Here is a 25,007-nt window from a genome sequence, read left to right on the forward strand (position 1 = left end):
CTTCCTCACTTCTCATCAAATCGTTTGACCAACTGACGAAGGATCTCTCCGTCAAATGAACAAACTTCTTGTTCTAATTCAGCAATGATCCTATTGGCGGAATGGATTTCTCGTTGCAACGCAGATCTAGTCTGCTCGATCCCTAATAAACGTGGATAGGTATTTTTATCCGCTCGTTCATCCTTGCCAGCTGTTTTCCCTAATGCTTCCGTCGTACTAGTCACATCCAATAAATCATCACGGATCTGAAAAGCTAACCCAAGATGAGCGGCAATTTGTTGTAATTTTACCAAGACTTCTTCTGGTTGTTCTGCTAAAATCCCACCCGCTAGCAAAGCATAGCGTATCAAACGTCCAGTCTTCCGTTCGTGGATCAATGCTAGTTCTTCTAGCGTCAAATCTTTCGTTTCCCCTTGGATATCAGCCGCTTGTCCTGCGACCATGCCTTGTGTCCCAGCACTGACAGCCAATTGTTGCAATAACAATAATTTTGGTGAATTCGCTAGGTGGGTCATGCTGATCAATTGGAAAGCACCCGTCAATAAGCCATCTCCTGCTAAAATTGCGATTGCCTCCCCATAGACTTTATGGTTCGTAGGCTTTCCTCGACGCAGGTCATCGTTATCCATTGCTGGAAGATCATCATGGATCAACGAATACGTATGGATCATCTCTAGTGCTGCTGCCACTTGATAAGCAGAAGTATCGATCTTAGCATCAAATGAAGCCACGGTTGCCAATAAAGCAAGTGGTCGGATTCTTTTTCCACCTGCGTGAATCGAATAGACCATACTATCTTTCAAGCGTTCATCCGAAGTATATTCCGTAATGAAAGAAACCATTTCTTCTTCTACCAAAGGAAGGTGAGTCGCAGAAAAGTCGGTTAGTTTCATTGTGGGCCCTCTTTCTCGTCAAAAGCGATCTCTTCATTCGTTTCAGTCATCATTTTTGTGAGGGTTTCTTCTGCTTTAGAAAGAGTATCTTGACATTGCTTGCTTAATTCCATCCCTCTTTTGAACGCATCTAATGCTGATTCTAAAGGGACATCTCCTTGCTCTAATTGCATGACGATTTTTTCTAATTCTTGCAATGATTCTTCAAATGTAGGATTTGCCATCTTATTATTTCTCCTTTTCGATCTGTTCCACTTTGCCTTTGACCTGTCCATCTGCATAATGAATGACTAACTCATCACCCACTTGGACATCATCGACACTTTTTGCCACTTGATCATTCAACGTGGTGTAACTATACCCTCTGCCCATGATTTTTAAGGGACTAAGTAAATCAAGTGATTGAACCGTTTGTTGAAACTTTTGTTGCTGTTGTTGCATATATTGTTGCATTTTTTCTTCTAATCGTTTTTCTAAGTAGCTTGTTTCTTGTTTGGCTGCTTTCACTCGATAAATGGGTGCAACTTGTTGCAACTGATGACTTAAGGTCATGGTTTGTTTTTCTTTTGCATGGTAAATTTTTTGCGTTGCTTGATACAAGCGTTGCCGTAATTGATCCAGTTTGATCGTTTGTCCCTCATAGAGACGTTCAGGTTGGCGAAAGACATAGGATTGTCTTGAGCGGGCAAACCGCTCTTGTTTTCGTTGGATCTGGCGTAAAAACCCTTGTTCTAAGCGTGCTTGTCTTTCCTTGATCCGCATCAACTCTTCCGATAATACTGGAACAGCCAACTCAGCTGCTGCCGTCGGTGTCGCTGCTCGAACGTCTGCGACTAAGTCAGCAATCGTCGTATCTGTCTCATGCCCGACAGAAGAGATGGTCGGTGTTTTTGCTTGATAAATCGCACGAGCCACCCGTTCCTCGTTGAAAGGCCAAAGATCCTCGATCGAACCACCACCACGTCCGATGATCATCGTATCGAAATCCCCTAACGCTTCAACGCGTTGGATATTGCGGACGACATCATCTGCTGCTTGGTTTCCTTGCACAACAGTTGGGAACAAAACAAGTTGTGCGATTGGGTAACGGCGTTTGACCGTCGTGATAATATCACGAATGACCGCACCACTAGGACTTGTTAAAACGGCGATGCGTTTTGGAAATCTCGGCAATGCCTTTTTAGGTCCAGCAAATAGGCCCTCTTTCATCAATTTCTCTTTTCGTTCTTCTAATTCTTGATATAACGCCCCAACACCATCAGGCTCCATATGTTCCACGTAAATTTGATAAGAACCGCTGGCTTCATAAAGGGAGATGCGGCCAATCACCAACACTTTCATTCCCTCTTTTGGTTGGAAACGTAACTTTTGGAAAGCACCTTTGAACATGATCGCAGAGATTTTTGCGTGATCATCTTTTAAACTGAAATATTGATGCGCATTCGTTCGCATACGGAAATTTGAGATTTCGCCAGTTAGATAAACTCTTTCGAGATATGGGTCTGCTTCAAATTTTCGTTTCAAATATTTGGTCAAGGTGGTAACTGTTAAATATTCTTGCGTCATAACTCTCCTCGCTCTGCTTCAGCTGATTGGACTGTTTGTGCCATCAGCATCGTGATCGTCATTGGTCCTACTCCTTTAGGGACAGGCGTGATATAGCTTACAAGAGGAGCGACTTCATCGAATTTGACATCGCCGATCAGTTTTCCATTCTCATCACGATTCATTCCCACATCGACAACTACCGCACCTGGTTTGACAAAGTCTTTTGTCACAAAATGGCCACGCCCAATAGCTACCACGAGTATATCTGCTTCACGAGCTAGCGCTGGAAGGTCCTTCGTTTTTGAATGGGCGATGGTGACTGTCGCATCAGCCATCAACAAAAGTTGCGCCATTGGTTTACCGACAATATTACTACGACCGATCACTACTGCACGCTTGCCAGTCAAATCAATATCATATGCTTCAAACATCTTCATGATTCCATAAGGCGTACACGGGATCTTATCTGGATTCCCTGCAAACAAACGTCCTAGATTCATTGGATGGAAACCATCAACATCTTTTTTAGGATCGATAGCCAATAAAACTTTCTCTTCATCAATATGTTCTGGTAAAGGCAATTGCACAAGTATCCCATGGAACTGTGGATCTTGATTATATTTTTCGATTTCACGGAGAAGCTCATCTTCTGAAATTGTTTGACTATAACGCTCTACTTTTGAATAAATACCTAATTGATTCGCTACTCGTTCTTTATTACGAACATAGACTTGACTTGCTGGATTTTCTCCAACTAATAAAACAACTAATCCGGGATTGATCTGTCGTTCGTTAAGCTCTTTTACTTTCAACGCAAGTTCTGCTTGCATTTTTTCTGCTAGTTCTTTTCCATTCATCAATTCTGACATACGATCACTCCCAGATATTTTTGCTTTCATTCTACCATATAAACCACTTGTAACATAACCAGATTTACTAACTCTCATAGAAAAAAGCTAGGACTTACGCCCCAGCTTCTAATTCTTTTAACACATTCGATAACATACCATTTACAAACTTACGTGAACGGTCGTCACTGAATGTTTTAGCTAACTCGATTGCTTCATTCAATGCAACAGTTGCAGGCACGTCATCCACGTACATCATTTCGAAAATCGCGATTCTTAAAATAATCAAATCCATTTTGGAGATACGATTGATCCGCCAATTATTTTTTAAATGCTTTTCGATGATCGTGTCTAACGATGCTTTTTTTGCACAGACGCCACCAACTAGTGTGTCTAGATATACTGGAACAAATTCTGATTGCTCTTCATTGATCATCTCTTGGTGATCCAACTCGATCGCATTAAAAATTGCATCTTCTTTTGTCAGATCAGTGTTGAAATCTAATGGGAACAATGCCTGTAATGCCATCTCGCGGATCTCGTGTCTTGATAACTCTTTATTCATTTTCGTCCTCTTCGTCCTCAAAAAGTTCATCGATTGCTGGTTGCTCCAATTTTTCTGGTACAACTGCTACGACATGGATATTGACTTCAGCTAATGCAATGTCGGTCATGAAAAGTACTTCTTGGTGGACACGATCTTGCATTTCCATCGCTACTTTTGGTACTGAAACGCCATATTCTAAATAACAATATAAGTCAACTTTCAAACCTTCTTCGTCATTGACTAAATATACACCTTTACCATGCGCTGCGCGACCTAGCAATTCTGTGACATTGCTAGCAAAAGTTCCACGCATCCCGTAGACACCTTCGACTTTAGAAGCTGCAATACCGATAATGACTTCGATCACTTCTGGTGCAATCACGATTTCTCCTAAATCTTGATTAGCATGTAAGACTAAGTTTTTTTCGTCTGCCATTTTTATTTATTCCTCCTTTTGCCTACGTACATCTTTCACTTCAAGAAGCTAAGTCATGTACCTAGGAAAACTGTCGCCTGTAAATCAGTCATGCGTGAAAAAACGCGCCGTTTACAATCGCTTGATTTCTCTTATAGTGTATCATTAAATGAGCCCATTTTCTATAACAAAGTCTGAGTTTTGACATTTACATTTATTGAAAAAGGCTGGTCATCACAAAATAATCAATTCTTTTGGTGAGTGAGTCAATACTCGATTTCCTTCAGCAGTGATCAATAAGTCATCTTCAATCCGGACACCACCGATTCCTGGTAAGTAGATTCCTGGTTCATCCGTGATGACATTGCCCACAACAAATGGTTTCTCTGCTCGAGCAGATACGTTAGGACCTTCGTGGATCTCTAAGCCAATACCATGTCCAGTAGAGTGCCCGAATGCTTCACCATAGCCATATTTGCTGATGTAATCTCTTGCTATTGCGTCAAGTTGGACACCTGTGACACCAGGTTTGGCCACATCTAAAACTGCCAATTGGGCATCTAAGACGATTTGATAGATTTCTTTCAATTGTTCCCCTGGATCACCGATTGCAAACGTACGTGTCATATCAGAAACGTACCCTTCATAATAGCAACCAAAATCGATCGTGATCAAATCACCTTGTTCGATGATTTTTTTGCTAGCCACTCCGTGTGGCATTGCTGAACGAACACCACTCGCCACGATGGTTTCAAAAGACACACCTGATGCACCTAGTGAACGCATATAGAAATCTAATTGATTGGCGACCTCGATCTCCGTCATACCTGGTTGGATCATTTTTAAGATATGATCATAAGCCATATCAGCGATGCTACAAGCTTTTTCAATGATCACTAATTCATCTTCGTCTTTTACTTCACGTAATTCTTCGATCATATCAGAAACTGGGATCAACTCTGCGTCAAGTAATTCTTCTAATACTGAATATTCTAAAAATGAAACCGTACGTTCTTCAAACGCTAGATTCGTCAATCCTTCTTTTCGAGTCAAATCAGCGACTTCCTCAAAAATCGGTGCGACATTTTTGATGATCTCAAAACCTTGTGCTTGAGCTGCTGCTTGTTCTGTATAACGGAAGTCCGTAATAAAGAAGGCTTTCTCTAATGTAATGACCGCTAACCCAGTGGTTCCTGTAAAATTAGTCAAATAGCGGAGATTGTAAGGACTTGTCACTAAAAATGAATCTAGATTCGCTTCTCGCATTTTTTTGCGTAACTTTTCTACTCGTAACATCATGTGTAAATTCCTTCTTTCTTTGCACTCTTTTTATCATTATAGCAAACTTTCTTTTTTAAAGGCATAGGAAAGATAAATTCCTTCAACAGAAACGAACAAAGCGTTTTGACTTGGGCTTTTTCCCAAGTCAAAACGCTTTATGCTTTCATTTCTAAGATCTTTTACCAAAGAAAAATGAGACAACAGCAACTAAGATCACTGCCCCTAAAATAGATGGAATAAGTGCCATACCAGCAGCGCTTGGTCCCCAGTTGCCAAAAATCGCTTGACCGATCGTCGAACCAATCAAACCAGCAATAATATTTGTGATACATCCCATTGAATTACCTTTACTTGTGATTGCTCCAGCAATCGCTCCAATGATTGCACCAACAATCAATGTCCATAACCAACTCATCGTATAACCTCCCTCTTTACTCTTTAAGTTTATCATAAGAAATAAAAAGCAAGCAAACGATGAGGGCTAGCTACAAATCATTTACGCTTGAAAATACCGATCACGCCTCGCTTGACTACGTCGACCAAACTTAAAGAGCGAACCATGTGACTTGGATCAACATACTTACGGACTGCTCGTAAAACTTCCTTGGGATGTTTTGCAGAAAATGAATAGGTTCCATTTTTCTTTGTGCGAATAGCAAAACGTGGAATCCATTTTCCTTTGAACATCACCGAGGCAATCACGACATCTACCTCTTCCCATGGGATCTGGACGAATTTGCGCGCATCACGATCATTGTAAAATTCAAAACCTTTGTCACCGATCATGATTTTCCCATATTCTGCCACACCTAGATAAGATGTCGCATTCATCGTTAAGTCAACTTTTGTATTCAGCGATTGTACCATTTCAATCACTCCATTTCTAAACAATCTAAAGTTCCGGTAATCAAAAATCTTACCGTTTCCATGATTTGGCTATTCGTTCAGTTTAGCCTCACTTTTTTCCTTGTATCATCAAAGACATCTTATCATAAATAGTATGTCTTTTCGAGCATAGATACTACCTCTAACAAACGGTTTTCCACAATCGTGTACCATTCGATCAGAACAGTGATAATGTACAGTCTCGTCGCCTTCTATGAAAAAAGCTGCAACAAAAATCAACGATTGATTTCTGTCACAGCTTCTTTAACATCTTATTGACTTAGATTACATTAATCCGATTAAGTGGAAGACAATACCCACTACGAATAATCCAAGAATGATAACGATTGGTGAAACTTTTTTCTTCAATAACCACATACAGAACAATGTTAGTAACAATGCAGCTAATCCAGGGATCAAGCTGTCTAAGTTGTCTTGTAATGTTGTTACTTTGTAGTCAGATAGAGAAAGGCCAGCTGCTTGTTGTTCTAACGCACTCTTGATACCTTCAGCACCTGCAGGTAAGCTATTCCAATCAATGTAAGCACCTTCGTCAAGTTTAACGCTTGATACTACTGGCGCAAAGCCAATCGATACCCAACGGTTAACTAATGAACCCAAGATGAACATACCTAAGATTGATGCACCTTTAGTGATGTCTTGCAACAAACCACCAGATAAATCTTCTGTGATCTTAGAACCAGCTTTATAGCCGAATTCTTGTGTGTACCACATAAATGCCATACGGATGATATTCCAAGCAACGAAATAAATGATTGGGCCTAAGATATTTCCAGCCATTGCTAGAGAAGCAGCTAGAGCTCCAAGGATTGGTCTTACTGTAAACCAGAAGACTGGATCACCGATACCAGCTAAAGGTCCCATCATACCAACCTTAACCCCTTGAATCGCAACATCGTCAACAGGTGCGCCATTTGCACGTTCTTCTTCCAGTGCAAGAGTTACCCCTAAAATTGGTGAAGCAACATATGGATGTGTGTTGAAGAACTCTAAATGACGTGTCAACGCAGCCGCACGGTCTTCTTTTGTTTTATATAATTTTTTGATCGCTGGGATCATTGAGAATGCCCAACCACCATTTTGCATACGTTCGTAGTTCCAAGATCCTTGAAGGAAAGTCGAACGCAACCAAACAGAAATACGATCTTTTTTAGATAATTGAATTCTTTCTTCTGCCATTTCGTGAACGCCTCCTTTAATAGTTATCGATGATATCGCCTAGTGGGTCACCAGTATTTGAGCTTCCGCCGTTACCTGAACCACCTTGTTTAGAAAGTGCCAAGTAAATAAGAGCTAAAGCAATACCGATTGCGCCTAGACCGATAAGAGTGATTTCTGATACAGTTGCCAATACAAAACCGATTGCAAAGAATGGCCATACTTCTTTTGTAGCCATCATGTTGATAACCATCGCGTAACCTACGGCAACGACCATTCCACCACCGATAGCTAAACCGTCTGTCAACCAAACAGGCATAGATTCAAGTAAGCTTCTTACTGGACCTTCACCGATTGCTAAGATCAAACCAGCAGGGATCGCAATACGAACACCTTGCATACAGATTGCAACGATATGCCATAATTCAACTTTTCTAAAGTTACCATCTTTTGCAGCAGCATCCATCAAATGAACAAACGCTGTCGCAATCGTACGACAAATGATTGTTAATAATAAACCAGCAACAGCAAGTGGCACAGCAATCGCGATTGCTGAAGAAACGCCGCCTGAACCTTGACCACCTAAAACTAAAATAATTGCAGATGCAACAGATGCTAACGCAGCATCGGGAGCGACAGCGGCACCGATATTTGCCCAACCTAAAGCGATCATTTGTAATGTACCACCCAAGATAAGACAAGGAACTAGATTTCCAGTTACTAAGCCGATCAACGTACATGCAACAACTGGTTGATGGAATTGAAATTCATCAAGAATTCCTTCCATACCAGCTAAAAATGCAACGATGATGACTAAGATCACTTGAATAATATTTAAATCCATGATAGTAATCCTCCATTTTTTCTGATAATTAATTAAGCACGATTTTTTAATTCATCTTGCGCTTTTTTCAAAATTTCATCCATGTTTCCTTTAGAGTCATTCGGTACTTTACGTACATCGAATTTCACGCCAGATTCTTTCAATTTATTGAATGAATCAATATCATCTTGACTGAAAGCAAGTACTTTATTTGGTTGTACTTTACCTGGAGAATGCGCCATTGATCCGACGTTCACTGTTTCTAATGGTACGCCGCCTTCAACTGCACGCACGACATCTTGAGGATTTTCAAACAATAGCAATGCGCGTTGACCACCAAAATGTTGATCGTCTTTTGCAAGTTTGATCATTTGTTCAACTGGTACAACGTGAGCTTTGACACCAGGAGGTGCAGCTTGTTGGATCAATTTTTTACGTAACTCATCTTTTGCTACGGCATCAGATACAACGATGATACGTGTTGGATTTGTTGTTTTTGTCCAAGCAGTTGCTACTTGTCCATGCAACAAACGTGAATCAATACGTGCTAAAACATAAGTGAACTTACCAGGTGTCCCTGAAGGTGCAGCTTCTTGTGCCACAGCTTTTGTTTCAACTACTGGTTCTAATTCTTCCGGTTTGACTTTCACACCTTCTTTTGCTGTTTCAATGATATGAGCAGCAATTTCATGTGCTGATTCCATTGAAAAACGTGAAGCATATGCTTCAATCAGCATAGGCAAGTTCAAACCACTTACGATTGCCCACTTATCTTTGTGTTCTTCAAATAATGTGTTTGATTGATTGAACGGTGTTCCGCCCCATAAATCAACTAAGAATAAGACTTCGTCTTGGTTATCGAAGGAAGCGACTGCTTCTTCTAATTTGGCTCTCAAGTCATCTGGACCTTCACTCGGTTGTAAAACAACAGCTTTGACGTTTTCTTGTTCGCCAAAGATCATTGAACCCGACTGTAAGATTCCTTCAGCAAATTGCCCATGACTTGCTAGGATAATCCCTACCATATTTATACCTCCTACTTCTTTTTGTTGTAACAAAATCAAAAATAAAAATAAGTGCTTGCCTTTGACAACAGATACATTTGACCGTTACGCAACAACAATTTTATGCTTTCTTGGCTTTGGTCAGTAATTCCATCAAAAAGATTTTCCGATCAGCAGGCACCTTCCGAATCTCCAACTCCACACCTTGGCCATCCAAAAAATGAAAGGCTTCGATATCTCGTTGATCGACGGACACAAAATTTGTGATCATGGTTTTCCCTTCAGAAAAACTCATTCCCCCGATATTTAGAGAATCAATTCGGATACCACTTCGGACAATTTTCTCAACGTCTTTAGGATTAGTAAATAAAAGCATCACTTTCGTTCGCGCTAAGAGCCCACTCTCAAAGATCTGGATCATCTTTTCAACAGTGATGACATTTGCCATGATCCCTGGTGGAGCAGCTTCTTTTAGAAGAAACTTTCTTAACTTGTCTTTCGCTACTACGTCACTTATGACGATGATACGTTCAACGCCAGTCAACTTAGACCAGACAGTTGCAACTTGCCCATGGATCAAACGATCATCTATACGTGCTAATCGAATATCCATTCGTAAATCTCCTTTTTATTAAATCACTACTCAAAACATCTTCCCACTTCTGTCGGAAGAATTTCCGTTAAGCACACTTTATTAAAAGCAAGAACCGTGCCAACTTTTAATAGATACACTGCCTTATTTAATGGTTTCTTATACAATACACAAAAACGATACACTATAACAGTGTATCGTTTTTGTGTATATCTTCATTAGTGTATTCTTTTTTCTCCAAATGATTATTGATCATTTTTAGCAGATAATACACTTCTTCCATCGGAAACTTCACCTTGATTTTTTCTTCTAAATATTTCAAAGGCTCGATTATTTTAATATATAGCGGATCATTCTTGATCGAATGGATGTCTTGATTTTCTACAGAGAGCGGTTCACCTAAGATGACACGCTCAATCATTCCCGCCGCATGTAAGACAAGGTTGATCATAAATCCGTATTCTTTTACATCGATGTCACTTGCATCCATCAATCCATCTGCAAATTTCCAAAGGGGATCAATCAATTTTTCTCCATTGATAAAGGCAAAATTATCTGCGATAAACGACACACATGTGCTTTTTGCTGTTTCTTCATTTAATAAAACATCTTCAGTTTCATCTAACTCCGACTCTAACAATAGTTGATCTAAAATCACTTCAATGTTTTGATCAATGAATCTTTCTAAAGGAATAAACGGTGCATCGATATGCGGATCAGTAATGCCAGTTGTGGCAATGATTTGATAGTTTTTTTGGATCTTTGGTAGCTTGGTTTTCAAATCAATGATCGACAAGGCAATCACTTCCAATTGCGCTTCTTGTCTTTTGCTGACTGCACGTTCGATCAAAGATTTGATTCGTTGTGCTGTTCCTTCACCTGACGCACAGATCGCCACTACAGCTTTGCGTTGTTTGTCGTCGACTTCTGGAACATTTCCACTTGAGACTTCTGCATACCCTCGAAAATTCTTCAAGGACTCATAAAGCAAATCAAGATCAGTTCCTAGCACCGACACTTTACGCACGGTTTCTAAAACTAAAGAAGTCGTGACCATATCAACTGTTCGGACAGGGATTCCGGTGTCTTGCTGTATTTGGGCATTGAAGGACGCAAGTGAACCCATATCCACTAGAAGAATCGTCCCACTCCCCTCATCTACTTCTTGCACACTACGCTCGATCCGACTTAATGCAGTTTTCGGGTCCATGTCTAATGGCATATCCACTGCGCGGACGTTATCCGCATCTAGCAGCTGTTGCACCACTTGAACCATGCTGCTTGCGGTACTATTGCCATGTGCAGCCACAACGACCCCGATCCGACCACTCGCTTGATTTGCTCGTAACGAAACAAGCAGAACAGTCAAATAATAATCTTCACTTTCTGGGATCTCCACTTGGAAATACGTTTCGATATGTTGGCGTACTTCTTTTGCCAGCGAGTATTCCTCAGGAAAATCAATCGCCATCTCACGGATATTATCATTCGTATGCCGCTCTTCTCCTAAATGGATTCGTTTTAGAAAAGAACTGATATGCAGACTCATCGCATAAATAAAATTTTGCTGAAATTCATAAGGCAAAGATTGCTTCACCATGAGATAAATCTGATTCGTTACTTCAATGATTTTAGGATCGACAAATTCCGCCAACTTATTATCTGCATTAAATGAAAAACCGTGATCTTTATAGAATGACTTTAAATGGATATTGATATCTGTTGAGATAAAATGATTGATTGCTTCTTGATCCAATCCATCTGACTTTAACAAAGCAGCTTTATCACCAATAATGTCGTAAAGATTATAAGGCAACTCGTAGGAATCTGCTTGTAACTGCATCACATCATCGTTTGGAAAAACGGTGATTTTAGGGTCAAGGATCTTGGATAACTCTGCCATCTCTTTTCGATTACTTGCCAGTTGGATCAATCCACTACGAATTCCTTCAGTTAAATCATCGATCGTGATCGAGATTTCAGGTTTGTTCATGTGATTCAAAAATCCGCGTGCACAAACTAATTGGATATTCGATTTCAACTGTCCGATGTTCCCGTAAGTAACACTGCCTATTAGCGCTTTCACAACATCTTCTGTTAAAGAAATTTTTCTTTGCGTACGATTCGCTTCGTGAGCAATCATGATTTTGACTAAATCGATTTTTTCATTCGCTGGACGTCGATCAAAAGCAGGTAACTTGATATTGATCGGAATACGACGAACAAAGGTCTCAAGTAACGCCGAACCTGGATCTTCAGTCGTTGCGCCGACGATCCGAACATTCGCTTCATGAGATTTCGTGGTTTCGCCCAATCGGCTATAGGTACCATGGTCCATAAAATAAAAAATCATTTCTTGTCCTTCAGGTGGGAGTCGATGAATTTCATCCAAGAAAAGCATCCCGCCGTCCGCCTGATCAATAATCCCCATTTTCTCTTCTTCTGCACCTGTAAACGCACCTTTGACATAACCGAACAAATGACTCATCAATAATTCAGGGTTATTAGCATAGTCCGCACAGTTAAAAACGATCAGCTCTGTGTTTTCTTCCACCACATGATTGGTTTTAGCAAAATGGAACATTGCATGAGCAAAATAGGTCTTTCCAGAACCAGTCGGTCCAGTGATCAAACAGTTCAATCCTCTTGGGGGATACAAAATGGCGGCTTTTGCTTGTTCCACTGAGTTTTTCATACTGCCATTTGCACCAATGATCTTGGCAAAAATATCTTTCGTATCTACTTGAAGACTCGGTTTTTTCACACTAGTTATTTCTTCTTTATAACTAGGTACATATTTGGATAATGGCTTTTCAATGATCGGACTTTCTTGATAGACATACCGAACCGGACGACCATCGGTTTTCTTCAACTTTCCTTCACGTACCAATTTATTGAGATCTTTACTGCTATTGGTACGCTGGATACCCAAAACTTCCGCAATCTCTTGGGTCGTTACACCTTGATCATTTTCTTCTATAGATAAATGAGCGGTCTTTTCTTTGACATACGTATAAATTCGGTCAATTCGTTTTGCCAATATTTTCGCCCCTTTTCTCTTGTCCTTAAAACCTTATACTATTGATTTAATTACTATTCGTCAACTATTTATATCAAAATGAAAACAGATACATTCAAAACAAATAAATAACGATAGTTGTTTATTTGCCAAGTAATTTTTACGACTCAAACTATTAATGTCTTTTATTATTTAGCAGAAAATGTAATCTCTTTTTTTATTTGACGGAATCTTTTTCCCTTTCTCACTAAAAAAGTAAATCAACTGTTTTCACATCAAATAATTCTTCAAACGCAAAAAAAGCCTACCTCTTGTTGATCCAGAGAGAAGAGTCAAAAGGATAGTCAATTTTAATCCACAGAAAAATTAAAAAGCTCTACCCCTTGCCACGCAAGGAATAGAGCCGACTGTTCATTAAGCTTCTTGAGCTACTGGATAAACAGACACTTGTTTTTTGTCGCGGCCTTTACGTTCAAAACGAACAACACCGTCAACTTTAGCAAATAAAGTGTCATCTCCACCAATACCTACGTTCACACCTGGATAAATTTTTGTTCCGCGTTGGCGGTAAAGAATTGATCCACCTGTAACTGTTTGTCCGTCAGCACGTTTTGCACCTAGACGTTTTGATTCTGAGTCACGGCCGTTAGATGTAGAACCGCCACCTTTTTTGTGGGCGAATAATTGTAGATTCATTGTTAACAACATGGTCTGCACCTCCTATTTATCATTAATTGTTTTTGTTTGGATATGTTCTGGGTCATCAACTTCGATCGATTGTAAACCTAATAGGAGATTCTCCAATAAGATTTCCGCAATATTGTTTTGCTCTTGTGTCAATCCTGAAGTTACCTCAACGTACAAATAGCCGCCTTCTTCTTCATTCATATCAACAATCGGTTCAAAGCCTGCTAATGAAGCAATCCCATTGACAGTGCTGATCGCTAAGGCAGAAACAGCTGCACAAACGATATCACTTCCGTAAGGACCGGCATCAGCGTGCCCAGTCAAAGTAAATGAAACGATTTGACCTGCGTCATTTCGTTTAAATGTCCCTTTGATCATTGTTTAGGCCTTCTTTCTCAAACGCAGATTAAGCGTTGATCGCGTCGATAACCACTTTTGTATATGGTTGACGGTGACCTTGTTTACGGTGTGAGTGTTTTTTAGGTTTGTATTTGAAAGTAACGACTTTCTTTTGTTTGCCGTGTTTTTCAACTGTACCTTCAACTGTTGCACCAGAAACGGTTGGAGCGCCTACTTTCGTAGTTTCGCCACCTACTAAAATAACTTCGTCAAATACAACCTTTTCGCCTGCTTCAACGTCAAGTTTTTCGATGTAGATTGTTTGTCCAACTTCAACTTTTACTTGTTTACCACCTGTTTTAATAATTGCGTACATGCTTTAAAGCACCTCCTTATTTTCATACTTAGACTCGCCATCCAGAGTGACAGGATATCCTGTGCTTAATCAAACTCGTTCTGTGCGGTTGTAGCTGTGGAGACCACAATTACAACATTACTAGAATAACAAATCCTACTATATTAGTCAACAACTTTTTTATTTTGTCAATCATTCGTCAATTAGACGATTTCTTTTTATAATGGATGAGAATAGGAGTTGAGACTATGGATTATCCAAAATATTTGATTGACGAAGCAACTCGGCGAATTCAGGGTCACCACGTAGAAGGCTTTGTCGCTGGACAAGGACCTATCCACCCCAAATTGATGTTAGTAGGTGAAGCCCCTGGTAAAACAGAAATCGAGAACCACATCCCCTTCAGCGGCCAAGCTGGCAAAGAGTTGATGAACGCATTAAAATCAGTCGGTTTATCTCGGGATGAAGTGTATATTACCAGCGCTGTCAGAAGCCGCCCTTATCGAATCGTCCAGCGGATCAATGGACGGACACAGAAATCAGAGGTCGTTTATCCAAATCGGACGCCTAGTAAAGCAGAAGTTTTTGCTCATGCACCAATCTTAGATTTTGAACTACAGCATATCCACCCACCTTTGATTGCCACGCTTGGTAATATTGGTCTGCAACGTTTGTTAGGTAAAGACTATACGATTTCAAAAAATCATGGGAAACTGTATACCGGACCAGTCCTAGAGTTGAATCCACAGCATGATGCTTATCAATTTTCCACTAAACAGTATCGTGTCCTTCCACTCTTCCACCCAGCTGCCATTTTTTATAATCGTACACTGACAGAAACGATTTTAGCAGATTGGCAAAAACTCGGGGAAATACTTGACGAAAAGAAGTAAAGATAGCAAAAGAACCAACCAATCTCACGGATCATGATCGATTGGTTGATTCTTTGTTTTAGCAACTTAATCAAGCTAAGATTGGATCTCCTTTGACCAAGTCTTGGTTATAACGAGCGATTTTCTTTTGGAGACGTTCCTGACAAGCTTGCATCTCTGCAATTTTTTTTGCCAATTGTTCACTTTCTTCCATAAGAAGATCTCTACGAGCAAGGATCGTTTCATCACCAGCGCTGTATAAACGGATATACTCAGTCAAAGATTCGATCGATAACCCTGCACTACGCATACACAAGGTGAAATCGACCCAGCGTAAATCTTCTTCAGTATAGTCACGGATACCTCCGTTTGTTCGGTTCACCGGTGGGATCAAACCGATTCGTTCATAGTAGCGCAAAGTATCCGCAGAGATTCCTTTTTCTTCACTCACTTGTTTGATATTCATCCATTCCTACCTCCCAAACGTGTATCACCTTATTTTACCTTAGAACATGAGGTAGCCACAAATTTTTTTTAAGCGAACAACCGACTACATTTCACTATCTAACGCATATTGTTTGTGTAAAGAGGTCAGCGCATGAGCCACAGTAAGATGTTGTTCTGTCTTTTGTTTTTCCCAAAGATGTTGCAATTGCTTTTCAACTTCTGGTTGTAACGAGGTGTAAATGATCGTCTGTTCTTTTATTGCAGCTTTTTCTTGGAATTCTTCAAATAAACTTTGCGCCGTCAAATCAATACTCGGCACCCCACGCATTGAAAAAATGATTCCTTCTTTATCTGCTAATTCTGTTAATGTCGCTTTCAATCGTTCAGCGGACATGAAGAATAAAGGTCCACTGATATAAACGACTGCCCAATTATCCAACTTACCCGTTTCCGGCAAGCTCATTCGTTGCCAGTCGATTTCCTCTACCGAGATCGTGATGGCTGCACTTTTGACAACAAAAAAGACACACCCACTGATGATTCCTATAACGATTGCAATGCTTAGATCAAAAATCACTGTACACCCCATCGTCAAGAAAAAGAGGAGAAGCGCTGACCAGTATCTTTTAGAGAAGAGTTCTTTGATCGTTCCCCATTCATTCATACGCCATGCAGTGACGATCAATACGCCAGCTAACGCCGGCATCGGAATGTTCGACATGATCGGTGCAAAAATAAGCATGGATAGAAATAATACGATCGCATGAATCATTCCAGCTACTCTGGTTTGAGCACCGGATTTGATTGCGACACTCGTTCGAGCAATTGCTGCTGTAGCTGGAATCCCACCAAAAAATGGCAACAGTAGATTACCAATTCCTTGTGCGACCAGCTCCTGATTACTATCTAACTGACGATTCGCCATTCGTCCTGCTGAGGCACCACACAACAAACTTTCGATCATTCCTAACAGTGCAATACTGATTGCTGGTACTATGACTGTTTGGATTGCTGACAAACTAAAATCGCCAAAAGCCAAACGATGGTTACCAATCAATGTTTGCGGGATTTCACCTACTGTCGCGATGGGTAGATCAACGACCATCATCAATGCAGTTGTAATAATGATCGCCAGCAATGAACTTGGCATTTTTTTCGCCCATTTTTTAGGATAGATCAGCATCCCAATAATGACCAAACTCCCCATTAAAATCGTTGGGAATGAAATTTCAAAACCTAAGTCTTGATAACTGGATAATTTCTCCATCACATTCGCTCCTTGTGAACGCACTCCGAATAAATTATCCACTTGACCTAAAGCAATAATGATTGCAATACCAGAGGTAAAACCTGTGATGACTGGCGCTGGGATAAACGAAGTCAGTGTGCCTAACCGCAAGACTCCCGCAACTAATAAAAGGCACCCAGCTAAGAAAGTTGCCAATAAGACCCCTTGCATTCCTTGTTTAGCAGCAATCGACATCAAGATCGCTGCCATCGCACCAGTTGGACCAGAAATCTGATAGAACCCACCAGATAAACCACCAATGACTAGACCCGCAATGACAGCAGTGATCAGACCAGCTGCTGCATCTGCTCCACTTGAAACACCGAAGGCTAAAGCGAGTGGTAAAGCCACCGCCGCGACTGTGATACCTGCCAATAAATCTTTTTGAAATACTGAAAGATTATAGCCAGAAAATTCTTTTTTCAATAAACCAATATAATTCTTTAACAACACTACTACCCCATTTTCATAAAAAATTTATAAAATGCACGTTACAGGATAGCATATTTTATTGATTAAAGTAAGTTTTTTCACAAACTTTCATATTTTTTTCAGCTGTTTTTTCGATTATATCCTAAAAGAATAACGTAATAAGTGCAATCGCTGCTAACCCACCTTGTTTGACGATGATCAAGCGATCACTAGTCAAGCTACCATAAGCCGCTACAAGCAAAATATAGATCAGCAATAGGCCCGTAATTTCTTTTGGTGCATTTGAAAAATAAGCCCCGTATAGTAAAGCCACACCAAGTAAACCATTATAGATTCCCTGGTTCTTGAATAAAGTTTGTACTGACTGACGTCGTAATTCTTCTTTCGGCATGTTGAATACTCGACTAGTTGTGGCAGATTCCGTCGCAAAAGTTTCAATATACATGATATAAAGAAATTCCAAGGCAACAAGTGTAACTAAAATTTGAGATAATAATGTCATCTATTTTCTTCCTTTCTAAAATCGGTGATTGATCGTTTTTTTAGCTGGATCATTGCTGTGATTGACCAAATGAAAACAATCTACTTATGATTATAAAGGAACTGTTGTTTTTTTTCTGCAACTTACTCTTACAAATCAAGAGTGTAAAAACACAAATAAACGCCGACTCATCACTGAGTCAACGTTATGCGTAGTCTAATCACTAGAGTTTTCGATCATAAAGTGGTACTTAGTAAGTAACAGGTCATTGATTCTCCTCCACCTAGATCGATTGGTTGGCGACCAAAAATGTTGAATCCTTTTTTCAAGTAAAATTGGTAATTGCAGTTAGAGTCTGTATAGAGAAATATCCGCTTATTTTTGTAACGTTTCTCTATTTCTTCTAACAAACGTGAGCCAATCCGCTTACCTTTCAATGTGGGATCAACGGCAAAATAAGTGACTTCGCCTTCTGGATGATTGGATGCAAATTCATGATACATTTTTTGATTGGCTTGGTCATAAGTTCCTATTGCACCTTGATATCCGGTCAATCCGATCAATTTTTCTACTACATTGACAAACAAGCGTCTCCCCCACGAAACAGGCACTTTGCTTTCTCCATTGAAGCGAGCGAAAATGAAGCCAACAAATTTTCCATCTAAATAAGCACCTAATGTGATTGTTGATTTCATCATCACTACTGACAATGCATACTGTCGATAGAGATAAAGCGCGATAGGATTTTCCGTATATTGATTAAAGTTCATCCCTTGTGCTGCAAATTCACTTGCTTTGTTTAAGTCTTTTCTATCAATTGAACGAATCGTTAATTTTTCCATATTCATCTACTCCTTTTGAATCAAAACTTTATTTCTTTACGTAACTTTATTATAATTACTCAAAAAGCGACTTCCTATAGGCAATCATTCAACATCTGTCCAATAATGAACACTTAGGAAGATACTGTCTAAAAAAGGAGATACATATGGATCGTCGAAGCACCAGAACGAAGCAAGCAATCAAACAAGCCTTTTTAGATTTAACGAAAGAAAAACCAATCAATAAAATCACGATCGCGGAGCTTTCACAACAAGCAGATATCGGAAGAGGGACGTTTTATACTCACTACGAGGATATTTACGACCTTCGATCAAAAATCCTCGAAGAAACAATCGTTACATTGACGGATATATTCGATCAAAAATACCCTAAAAATGAGCAATATGACTTTCGTTTATTCGTTCATGCATTAGTGAATCATGTAGATGAAAACAAAAAGGTCTTTCATTTTTTCTTCAATGATTTTTTAAATGATGATCTAGCTGTACAGCTTAGACAGATTCTAATGAAAAAAATCATGGCGGAAGAACAACTAGATGTAAATGATAAGAAAAATAAAATAGAAGTCCTTTTTTCTATTTCCGGAACTACTAGCGTCTTAGCCGAATGGATCAATGGTCATTTAAACGTGGAGAAAGAAGAATTGATTGCTATTTTAGATGACATCATCACACGGTTTTAATAAAAAAGAAGAACGACTATACAACGACAATATCGTTGCTAGTGTTCTTCTTTTTTTCGTAAGTGATATCCTTACTCGAGTTGCATCAAAAATTCTCTTTGTTCATCTCCTAAAGGGATGATCTTTTTCATGATACGAAAACGCCAGTGCTTTCTACCAGCGGAAAAACGCCAGACAACGGATAATCCGCCACCTAATGCTACTTGTTCCTCTTCGATCACTGTTCGCTCATACGTGAGATGATCAATGACTTTTGTTTGAAAAAAATTCAAAAACAAAATCGTCACTTTTGTCTCATCGATCAATAGAATCGCTTTACTACTGACACTGTCCATACTCTGAGATTCGGCAAAGCAGCGAAACATTCCTGGTGATCTATATGGACGCGTCAAACGATCCAGCCATTTTTTTGTGATTAACATAAACGTTTCCCTTTATCCTCTCCTGAAATAAGCCCCTTCGATTTTCGACCGAAGGAATATCGGCCCTTGTTGATCGTACAGTTGATGTTGATACTCTATTTTATCATAGATGCTCGATTTCTTTACATTATTCAAAATGAAAAATCCTCAGAAAAAAACAGGCGATAATAAAAAAGATTCTATTTTTCTTTTGGTCAATCAATTGTTTTATTGTTGAAAAAGGCTAATTTACTACGTAATCGTATTCATTCTATTTTTATTTTTATTCGCATCTAATGTCTCTAATCAAACGCTAAAAATGACAGCAAATTATTTCTCGATATTCCCTATCAATGTTACAATCGCCCTTTGTTGATTTTATTTATAGGAGGAGTTATTTAATGTTCGCAATGTTTAAAACTGTCAAGTTCAATCTGTGGCGGTCACTCTTAGCACTCATTATTTTAATTTTTGCTGATTGGGGAATGATGACATCTTATCCGATCTTCTCAGGTAGGCTAGATTGGACCTTTTTACCTATAGGGGGAGCGCTTGCTTTAATCATACTGATTGGTTGGAAAAACACAAAATCTTTATTCAAAAAACTCAATAAGAACGATTGGCGTTGGATTGCTTTTATCCTGATCATTGGTTCGCTACTTGCAGATTTTTTTATCTTGACTGGAAAACTGCTGAATCAAACAATGGCCGCAAATGCTGGTGGGGACAATTGGTACGAAGGGTTAAATATTGGTGGAATAATCCTATATCTATCACAACTTAGCGTGAGTCTGATTGGTGAAGAACTTTACATTGCTGCGATCTTCGTTTTGGCCTTTCTTTTACTTTCTACATTTATGAGTACTAGATTTTCTATTTTGATTGCCAGTACGATTTCTCTACTGGTTTTTGGTCTTAGTCATTATGCCGTATACGATGGAAATCTCTATCAATGTATTTTCGTCATTGGTTTGGCACATGCCCCTTCCCTCTATGCATGGTTAAAAACACAAAACTTATTGATCCCTATGCTAGCGCATATCTTGTATGATTTGATTTTACTTTTTATCATTTTACTTTTTGGGATTTGAAACATCGATTTTTTATACGATCAAGCCAGCATCTTAAAACCTCAGCGATAAATCGATCTTATTTGGCACAATAGACAAAAAAAACCGCTAGAAACAAAAGTTTCTAACGGTTTTTTACGTCACAGGAGGGATTCGAACCCCCGACCGTCCGCTTAGAAGGCGGATGCTCTATCCAGCTGAGCTACTATGACAGCTTTTGCGGAACAAAAATAATTATAGATAAACTGAAAGCTTATGTCAATACAAAATAGTTATTTTATGAAACAAAAATTTTTATCGTACTTTTTTCTTACAGATTTCACTTAAAAAAAACATGTATGATTTTTATACTGTACTTTTTTGCTACGATCAACTTGTCATTTTATCATTGATCGTGAACTCCTGTTCAGCTTAAAGTAGCCAGGCAGAACTTGATTGGATAGGTTTCCCTACTTTCAACTTCTGCCTTACTATCAACGAATTTGACTTAGCTAGCAGTCTCTTGAATCTTTACTCAAAATCTGGCAATTATAAGTCGATCGTTTCTGCCTCTTTCGTGATCAAGATCACACCGTCTCCCAAAGGTAATAACGTAGAGGTCAGATCTGGATGTGCCATGACCACACGTAAAAATTCATTCAATTTACGATGGATTGCTCGTTTTCCTCTTGGAATCTCTTCATCAGCTAGAAGAATCGTTCCTCCTTGGAAAATATCATCAACCATCAAGACACCGCCTTTTTTCAACACGCGAAGGCATTCAGGTAAGAATTCGATATATTTTGATTTTGCACTATCCATGAAGATAAAATCGTAAGGACCAGTCAATGTTGGTAAAATATCAGCCGCTTGCCCCTCTAATAGAGTCACTCGTTCCGTCAACTCTAATCGCTCGTAGGTAGCTTTCGCTTTTCTGATCATCACATCAAAGCGATCGATCGTTGTCACATGACCTTCTTTTCCAATCACTTGTGCCATCAAACTAGATGAAAAACCAATCGCAGCTCCAATTTCTAGCACTTCTTTTGGTTTGATCTGTCCTAATAAAAACTGCAGAAATACAACCGTCTCATGAGGGATGATCGGCACTTCCGCCGCATGTGCTTCCTCTTCGACTTTTCCTAATTCTCCAGTTAACTGTTTTTGTTGTGTCCGCATAAAATCCAATAACTCTTCTTTTACAACGGGACGATGCATCATTTCATTACGCATACTTCCCCTCCTCTTCCAAACATTATACGAAGAAACCTATCTTTCGACAAGAGGGAGAAACTAGCAAATAAAAAATCTGGCTATTGAATGTCAGAAAAAAAATCAGTTTCTTTCTCTCGGCGCTTTTTCAGTTCAAGGTAGGTGTGCCAAGCAGTGATGGAGGACAAGCACAAAGCGATACCCAAAAACACCCATTTCATCCAATTGAACGCATGTCGTGAGAACAATAATCCTATATACGGGATCTGAAATACAGGCATTCCGATAATATTGCGATCTCGTACTGCTTCAACTTCGATTTGCGTTTTTTCATCAGCTTTCGTATAAAAATACTGGTGTTGATCTTCAATAGCGACAACCCTTCTTGTCACGATATGCTTACCAGCATTTTCATAGTAGGTGATTACATCTCCAACTAAAATCGTATCTGCCTCTCTTTTTTGCACATAGATCAGACTTCCTTCTGAATAAGACGATGCCATCGCCTGATCATCAATGATATGTGGTGTCAGTCCAAATACACGAGGGAGTAGAACGACACACAAAATTATCGCTAAAAGAACAACTAACGAAATCGAACTGAAAAAAGTTATTTTTTTATAGATAGGCACATTGGACCTCCTTAATAATATTTCGTTAAATCTATAATATAATAACGTGATATTTATTACAATATTAATACTCAGTCTGTGTACCTTCAATAAAAAAATAAGTAAATCAATGAGAAAGCTAATAAAAATAGATAAAAATTGACTGTCAAATGAAAAAAGTTTACTCTGGAATTAGAGAATTTATCAAAGGAGATTTGTCTATGGTTCTTTTTAATAACGAACGTAATAAAATTATACCACTCTCTACAAAAATCAAATGGAGCGTACTTATTATATTATCATCGTTATTTATAATAAGTATCGCTTATTTTTTTCATTACCTTTTCACGCCAATTGACAATAAACAAATGTCTCAGATCGACGATTCATGGGTCTATTATTCCGAGCACGATCCTTATTTTCAGTTCGATAGCAACCATATCGACTACATGCCATCTATCGACAAAAATGAACCATTTATAATGGAAACTACTCTACATAAAGAATTGGCGGACGCCAATCTCTTGATCAAAGGCAATCATCAATGGCTAAGTGTCTTATTAGATGACACGCTGCTCTACAGTCGCTCAAAAGAAAGCACGCGAAATAATCCTGGATTGTCTTTGTCGATCATTGATCTCCCAGAATCCTATGTGGGCAAGACTTTGAAAATCGTCGTTTCCTCCCCTTATCAAAATTATGCTGGGCTGACACCCAAAGTTTATTTGGGAACTACCAGTCCAATGATCAGCTTTATTTTTTCACAGTCGATCCCACAAGTCATCGCGATGATCTTGGCTTTCGTTATCGCCATCGGTTTGTTGATTTGGACTAGCTATATTCTCTATAGGCATAACAGAATAGATCGTTCATTAGTGATTTTGAGCCTATTTTCTTTCGTACTTGGATTTGAATCCATTTCAGAAGATATCTTAAGTGGGGTTCTTTTTGAACCAATCGTTCATTCGATTTTTTCTCACTTGTTTGCTATCTTGACTTCGATACTGATCATTTTTTACTACCAGTCAAAAATGACAAACTATCAGAAATGGTATGGTTATTTCTGCTATTTCCAGACATTTATTTTTGCGAATATCCTACTTTATGCAGCATTTTCAGATTTTGAATTACCTGAACTGATGCCCTTTGCTAGTGTCGTTAGTGTTGTAAGCACTTTAGTTACTTCCTTGGCAAGTATCGGTGAGGCATACAAACAAAATCGCTTCTTCACTGTTTGTAGTCCTTGGATCGTTTTGATCGCTATCTTTCATTGTATGTTTTATATCCAAACAGCCTTGGGAATCGGACATTCGATCATCAACTGGTCCACGCTCTTATTTGCAATCCTCCTGATCGTTATTGTAGGGTACAACATCATGGAAAATATCATGAAGATCGATAGTTATCATAAAGAACGTCTTTTCTTACAAACTAAAACGGATTTGATCGAAACACATTATTCGAAAATCCAAACACAGATCCAACAAATCGATCAGGCGAAAAATGACTTTGTTGCGCAAATGGAAGAACTGAGTCAATTGATCGATGCAAACGAACAAGCCGAAGCGAACACTTACTTAAAGCGGATCGTAGACGAAACAAGACGATTGGACTTGTCACTTTTTCCGACAGGTCACCAACTAACAAATTTGATTTTGGCGAGATATCAAGAAGTCGCCACTAAAAAGAATATCAAGGTCGATTTTCATACTCATATCCCAGCGTCCTTACCGATCCATGATGAAGATTTCACACAACTGCTCATTCATATTCTTGAGCACTCGTTTCGAGAGACCCAAGCTATTGAAAATCCTTTGCATCGAGAAATCTATTTATCGATCCAAGAAATCAATTCCCAAATCCAAATCCACTGTGAGCACAGTACACACTATGAGAAAAATATTTTTTCAAAAGATGTGACAGAAGAATTGATACGACAGGAACAGTATGACTTGATGATGATCCAGACCACGCTCGACAAATACAGCAGCTCCTTGGTCCAAGAAAAAGATAAGTGGGTCGATCGCTTAAAAATCAATATATCTCCTGGCTAAATAAAGGTGTCTGGGACATTAGTCCTTTTGTACCACCTAAAACCGAATAAACGGCGGGAACAGAAGTGTTCAGCCTCCTTTCCTACGATTAGTCAAGAGAAATTAATAAATCAAATGATTGATTGTTGAACTAGAATCGGAAGAAGAAAATGAAAGTATACGAAATAAACCAAGTAATAAGAAAATTTTTTTACTTGGTTTTGTGCTATGATGAGTGTAT

At 39.1% G+C, this 25,007-nt stretch carries 28 protein-coding genes, 1 tRNA gene and 1 other annotated feature; of the genes, 4 read left to right on the top strand and 25 right to left on the bottom strand.

The features are described from left to right. Positions 1-5 precede the first annotated feature (5 nt). From CUS89_RS02130 to rplU, 17 genes are all read right to left on the bottom strand, one after another. Complete coding sequence (locus CUS89_RS02130) at positions 6-893, bottom strand: polyprenyl synthetase family protein (RefSeq protein ID WP_104870856.1); 888 nt, start codon at positions 891-893, stop codon at positions 6-8. Next, positions 890-1,117: an exodeoxyribonuclease VII small subunit gene (locus CUS89_RS02135; RefSeq protein WP_104870857.1), complete on the bottom strand. Its 228-nt coding sequence runs from the start codon at positions 1,115-1,117 to the stop codon at positions 890-892. The genes CUS89_RS02130 and CUS89_RS02135 overlap by 4 nt, the downstream gene beginning before the upstream one ends. A gap of 4 nt (positions 1,118-1,121) precedes the next feature. Next, the gene (xseA, locus tag CUS89_RS02140; RefSeq protein ID WP_104870858.1) at positions 1,122-2,459 is read right to left on the bottom strand and encodes an exodeoxyribonuclease VII large subunit; all 1,338 of its coding nucleotides are present in this window, start codon (positions 2,457-2,459) and stop codon (positions 1,122-1,124) included. Beyond that, positions 2,456-3,310, bottom strand: a complete 855-nt coding sequence (locus CUS89_RS02145) for a bifunctional methylenetetrahydrofolate dehydrogenase/methenyltetrahydrofolate cyclohydrolase (protein WP_104870859.1) — start codon at positions 3,308-3,310, stop codon at positions 2,456-2,458. Before CUS89_RS02145 ends, xseA begins: the two co-directional genes overlap by 4 nt. A 94-nt stretch (positions 3,311-3,404) precedes the next feature. Beyond that, complete coding sequence (gene nusB, locus CUS89_RS02150; RefSeq protein ID WP_010736001.1) at positions 3,405-3,854, bottom strand: transcription antitermination factor NusB; 450 nt, start codon at positions 3,852-3,854, stop codon at positions 3,405-3,407. Continuing rightward, positions 3,847-4,272: an Asp23/Gls24 family envelope stress response protein gene (locus CUS89_RS02155; RefSeq protein WP_104870860.1), complete on the bottom strand. Its 426-nt coding sequence runs from the start codon at positions 4,270-4,272 to the stop codon at positions 3,847-3,849. The genes nusB and CUS89_RS02155 overlap by 8 nt, the downstream gene beginning before the upstream one ends. 213 nt (positions 4,273-4,485) lie before the next feature. Next, positions 4,486-5,550, bottom strand: coding sequence for a M24 family metallopeptidase (locus CUS89_RS02160; RefSeq protein ID WP_104870861.1), 1,065 nt, complete (start codon positions 5,548-5,550; stop codon positions 4,486-4,488). Between the two features lie 151 nt (positions 5,551-5,701). After that, positions 5,702-5,947: a GlsB/YeaQ/YmgE family stress response membrane protein gene (locus tag CUS89_RS02165; protein WP_010736004.1), complete on the bottom strand. Its 246-nt coding sequence runs from the start codon at positions 5,945-5,947 to the stop codon at positions 5,702-5,704. Between the two features lie 77 nt (positions 5,948-6,024). Further along, positions 6,025-6,399: a DUF956 family protein gene (locus CUS89_RS02170; protein WP_019724013.1), complete on the bottom strand. Its 375-nt coding sequence runs from the start codon at positions 6,397-6,399 to the stop codon at positions 6,025-6,027. Positions 6,400-6,702: 303 nt separating this feature from the next. Beyond that, entirely contained in the window at positions 6,703-7,617 is a 915-nt protein-coding gene (locus CUS89_RS02175; RefSeq protein ID WP_104870862.1) for a PTS system mannose/fructose/sorbose family transporter subunit IID, read from the bottom strand. Between the two features lie 16 nt (positions 7,618-7,633). Beyond that, positions 7,634-8,440 (bottom strand): PTS mannose/fructose/sorbose transporter subunit IIC, encoded by an 807-nt coding sequence (locus CUS89_RS02180; protein ID WP_104870863.1) that lies wholly within the window; start codon positions 8,438-8,440, stop codon positions 7,634-7,636. Between the two features lie 32 nt (positions 8,441-8,472). Further along, entirely contained in the window at positions 8,473-9,444 is a 972-nt protein-coding gene (locus CUS89_RS02185; RefSeq protein WP_104870864.1) for a mannose/fructose/sorbose PTS transporter subunit IIA, read from the bottom strand. Positions 9,445-9,544: 100 nt separating this feature from the next. Continuing rightward, complete coding sequence (locus CUS89_RS02190; protein WP_019724015.1) at positions 9,545-10,036, bottom strand: mannose/fructose/sorbose PTS transporter subunit IIB; 492 nt, start codon at positions 10,034-10,036, stop codon at positions 9,545-9,547. Positions 10,037-10,199: 163 nt separating this feature from the next. Continuing rightward, positions 10,200-13,055: a sigma-54-dependent transcriptional regulator gene (locus CUS89_RS02195; RefSeq protein ID WP_104870865.1), complete on the bottom strand. Its 2,856-nt coding sequence runs from the start codon at positions 13,053-13,055 to the stop codon at positions 10,200-10,202. A 393-nt stretch (positions 13,056-13,448) separates the two neighbouring features. Beyond that, the gene (rpmA, locus tag CUS89_RS02200) at positions 13,449-13,742 is read right to left on the bottom strand and encodes a 50S ribosomal protein L27 (protein WP_010736011.1); all 294 of its coding nucleotides are present in this window, start codon (positions 13,740-13,742) and stop codon (positions 13,449-13,451) included. Positions 13,743-13,754: 12 nt separating this feature from the next. Next, positions 13,755-14,099 (bottom strand): ribosomal-processing cysteine protease Prp, encoded by a 345-nt coding sequence (locus CUS89_RS02205; protein WP_104870866.1) that lies wholly within the window; start codon positions 14,097-14,099, stop codon positions 13,755-13,757. A 28-nt stretch (positions 14,100-14,127) separates the two neighbouring features. Continuing rightward, positions 14,128-14,436, bottom strand: coding sequence for a 50S ribosomal protein L21 (gene rplU / locus CUS89_RS02210; protein WP_019723824.1), 309 nt, complete (start codon positions 14,434-14,436; stop codon positions 14,128-14,130). A 20-nt stretch (positions 14,437-14,456) separates the two neighbouring features. Further along, positions 14,457-14,536: a sequence feature (ribosomal protein L21 leader region), on the bottom strand. 127 nt (positions 14,537-14,663) lie between these two features. Between rplU and CUS89_RS02215 the strand changes: the two genes are divergently transcribed. Next, the gene (locus tag CUS89_RS02215; RefSeq protein ID WP_104870867.1) at positions 14,664-15,308 is read left to right on the top strand and encodes a uracil-DNA glycosylase; all 645 of its coding nucleotides are present in this window, start codon (positions 14,664-14,666) and stop codon (positions 15,306-15,308) included. A gap of 70 nt (positions 15,309-15,378) precedes the next feature. On the opposite strand, the gene CUS89_RS02220 is transcribed toward CUS89_RS02215, so the two are convergent. The 4 genes from CUS89_RS02220 to CUS89_RS02235 form a co-directional block, all read right to left on the bottom strand. Then, a complete protein-coding gene (locus tag CUS89_RS02220; protein ID WP_010736015.1) occupies positions 15,379-15,753 on the bottom strand; it encodes a MerR family transcriptional regulator in 375 nt (124 codons plus the stop codon). A gap of 84 nt (positions 15,754-15,837) precedes the next feature. Then, complete coding sequence (locus CUS89_RS02225; RefSeq protein ID WP_104870868.1) at positions 15,838-17,472, bottom strand: SulP family inorganic anion transporter; 1,635 nt, start codon at positions 17,470-17,472, stop codon at positions 15,838-15,840. A gap of 124 nt (positions 17,473-17,596) precedes the next feature. Further along, positions 17,597-17,956: a DUF1304 domain-containing protein gene (locus tag CUS89_RS02230; protein WP_104870869.1), complete on the bottom strand. Its 360-nt coding sequence runs from the start codon at positions 17,954-17,956 to the stop codon at positions 17,597-17,599. Between the two features lie 215 nt (positions 17,957-18,171). Next, on the bottom strand, positions 18,172-18,777 hold the full coding sequence (locus CUS89_RS02235) for a GNAT family N-acetyltransferase (RefSeq protein WP_104870870.1): 606 nt from the start codon (positions 18,775-18,777) through the stop codon (positions 18,172-18,174). A gap of 146 nt (positions 18,778-18,923) precedes the next feature. Between CUS89_RS02235 and CUS89_RS02240 the strand changes: the two genes are divergently transcribed. Continuing rightward, positions 18,924-19,460: a TetR/AcrR family transcriptional regulator gene (locus CUS89_RS02240; protein ID WP_104870871.1), complete on the top strand. Its 537-nt coding sequence runs from the start codon at positions 18,924-18,926 to the stop codon at positions 19,458-19,460. 71 nt (positions 19,461-19,531) lie between these two features. Here the strand turns inward: CUS89_RS02240 and CUS89_RS02245 are convergent, their stop codons facing one another. Further along, positions 19,532-19,882: a hypothetical protein gene (locus CUS89_RS02245; protein ID WP_104870872.1), complete on the bottom strand. Its 351-nt coding sequence runs from the start codon at positions 19,880-19,882 to the stop codon at positions 19,532-19,534. Between the two features lie 380 nt (positions 19,883-20,262). Between CUS89_RS02245 and CUS89_RS02250 the strand changes: the two genes are divergently transcribed. Next, positions 20,263-20,952 carry a CPBP family glutamic-type intramembrane protease gene (locus CUS89_RS02250; RefSeq protein ID WP_181055286.1) on the top strand — a complete coding sequence of 230 codons (690 nt, stop codon included), beginning with the start codon at positions 20,263-20,265 and terminating at the stop codon, positions 20,950-20,952. Positions 20,953-21,069: 117 nt separating this feature from the next. Here the strand turns inward: CUS89_RS02250 and CUS89_RS02255 are convergent. The 3 genes from CUS89_RS02255 to CUS89_RS02265 all read right to left on the bottom strand — a co-directional run bounded on the left by CUS89_RS02255 (position 21,070) and on the right by CUS89_RS02265 (position 22,754). Beyond that, positions 21,070-21,143: transfer RNA gene (locus CUS89_RS02255), tRNA-Arg, on the bottom strand. 316 nt (positions 21,144-21,459) lie between these two features. After that, on the bottom strand, positions 21,460-22,143 hold the full coding sequence (locus CUS89_RS02260) for an O-methyltransferase (RefSeq protein ID WP_104870874.1): 684 nt from the start codon (positions 22,141-22,143) through the stop codon (positions 21,460-21,462). A gap of 80 nt (positions 22,144-22,223) precedes the next feature. After that, positions 22,224-22,754, bottom strand: coding sequence for a signal peptidase I (locus CUS89_RS02265; protein ID WP_104870875.1), 531 nt, complete (start codon positions 22,752-22,754; stop codon positions 22,224-22,226). 200 nt (positions 22,755-22,954) lie between these two features. Between CUS89_RS02265 and CUS89_RS02270 the strand changes: the two genes are divergently transcribed. After that, positions 22,955-24,787 (top strand): hypothetical protein, encoded by a 1,833-nt coding sequence (locus CUS89_RS02270; protein ID WP_181055287.1) that lies wholly within the window; start codon positions 22,955-22,957, stop codon positions 24,785-24,787. Positions 24,788-25,007 lie beyond the last annotated feature (220 nt).

The organism is Enterococcus mundtii, from assembly GCF_002947535.1.
GTDB lineage: Bacteria > Bacillota > Bacilli > Lactobacillales > Enterococcaceae > Enterococcus_B > Enterococcus_B mundtii_B.

Excerpts from the sequence above, each read along its gene's own strand:
- xseA (WP_104870858.1), bottom strand. The coding sequence starts at position 2,459 with ATGACGCAAGAATATTTAACAGTTACCACCTTGACCAAATATTTGAAA.
- CUS89_RS02165 (WP_010736004.1), bottom strand. The coding sequence starts at position 5,947 with ATGAGTTGGTTATGGACATTGATTGTTGGTGCAATCATTGGAGCGATT.
- CUS89_RS02135 (WP_104870857.1), bottom strand. The coding sequence starts at position 1,117 with ATGGCAAATCCTACATTTGAAGAATCATTGCAAGAATTAGAAAAAATC.
- rpmA (WP_010736011.1), bottom strand. The coding sequence starts at position 13,742 with ATGTTGTTAACAATGAATCTACAATTATTCGCCCACAAAAAAGGTGGC.
- CUS89_RS02180 (WP_104870863.1), bottom strand. The coding sequence starts at position 8,440 with ATGGATTTAAATATTATTCAAGTGATCTTAGTCATCATCGTTGCATTT.
- rplU (WP_019723824.1), bottom strand. The coding sequence starts at position 14,436 with ATGTACGCAATTATTAAAACAGGTGGTAAACAAGTAAAAGTTGAAGTT.
- CUS89_RS02145 (WP_104870859.1), bottom strand. The coding sequence starts at position 3,310 with ATGTCAGAATTGATGAATGGAAAAGAACTAGCAGAAAAAATGCAAGCA.
- CUS89_RS02250 (WP_181055286.1), top strand. The coding sequence starts at position 20,263 with ATGTTCGCAATGTTTAAAACTGTCAAGTTCAATCTGTGGCGGTCACTC.
- CUS89_RS02205 (WP_104870866.1), bottom strand. The coding sequence starts at position 14,099 with ATGATCAAAGGGACATTTAAACGAAATGACGCAGGTCAAATCGTTTCA.
- CUS89_RS02230 (WP_104870869.1), bottom strand. The coding sequence starts at position 17,956 with ATGACATTATTATCTCAAATTTTAGTTACACTTGTTGCCTTGGAATTT.
- CUS89_RS02245 (WP_104870872.1), bottom strand. The coding sequence starts at position 19,882 with ATGTTAATCACAAAAAAATGGCTGGATCGTTTGACGCGTCCATATAGA.
- nusB (WP_010736001.1), bottom strand. The coding sequence starts at position 3,854 with ATGAATAAAGAGTTATCAAGACACGAGATCCGCGAGATGGCATTACAG.
- CUS89_RS02160 (WP_104870861.1), bottom strand. The coding sequence starts at position 5,550 with ATGATGTTACGAGTAGAAAAGTTACGCAAAAAAATGCGAGAAGCGAAT.
- CUS89_RS02190 (WP_019724015.1), bottom strand. The coding sequence starts at position 10,036 with ATGGATATTCGATTAGCACGTATAGATGATCGTTTGATCCATGGGCAA.
- CUS89_RS02270 (WP_181055287.1), top strand. The coding sequence starts at position 22,955 with ATGGTTCTTTTTAATAACGAACGTAATAAAATTATACCACTCTCTACA.
- CUS89_RS02260 (WP_104870874.1), bottom strand. The coding sequence starts at position 22,143 with ATGCGTAATGAAATGATGCATCGTCCCGTTGTAAAAGAAGAGTTATTG.
- CUS89_RS02235 (WP_104870870.1), bottom strand. The coding sequence starts at position 18,777 with ATGGAAAAATTAACGATTCGTTCAATTGATAGAAAAGACTTAAACAAA.
- CUS89_RS02170 (WP_019724013.1), bottom strand. The coding sequence starts at position 6,399 with ATGGTACAATCGCTGAATACAAAAGTTGACTTAACGATGAATGCGACA.
- CUS89_RS02155 (WP_104870860.1), bottom strand. The coding sequence starts at position 4,272 with ATGGCAGACGAAAAAAACTTAGTCTTACATGCTAATCAAGATTTAGGA.
- CUS89_RS02185 (WP_104870864.1), bottom strand. The coding sequence starts at position 9,444 with ATGGTAGGGATTATCCTAGCAAGTCATGGGCAATTTGCTGAAGGAATC.
- CUS89_RS02175 (WP_104870862.1), bottom strand. The coding sequence starts at position 7,617 with ATGGCAGAAGAAAGAATTCAATTATCTAAAAAAGATCGTATTTCTGTT.
- CUS89_RS02130 (WP_104870856.1), bottom strand. The coding sequence starts at position 893 with ATGAAACTAACCGACTTTTCTGCGACTCACCTTCCTTTGGTAGAAGAA.
- CUS89_RS02220 (WP_010736015.1), bottom strand. The coding sequence starts at position 15,753 with ATGAATATCAAACAAGTGAGTGAAGAAAAAGGAATCTCTGCGGATACT.
- CUS89_RS02240 (WP_104870871.1), top strand. The coding sequence starts at position 18,924 with ATGGATCGTCGAAGCACCAGAACGAAGCAAGCAATCAAACAAGCCTTT.
- CUS89_RS02215 (WP_104870867.1), top strand. The coding sequence starts at position 14,664 with ATGGATTATCCAAAATATTTGATTGACGAAGCAACTCGGCGAATTCAG.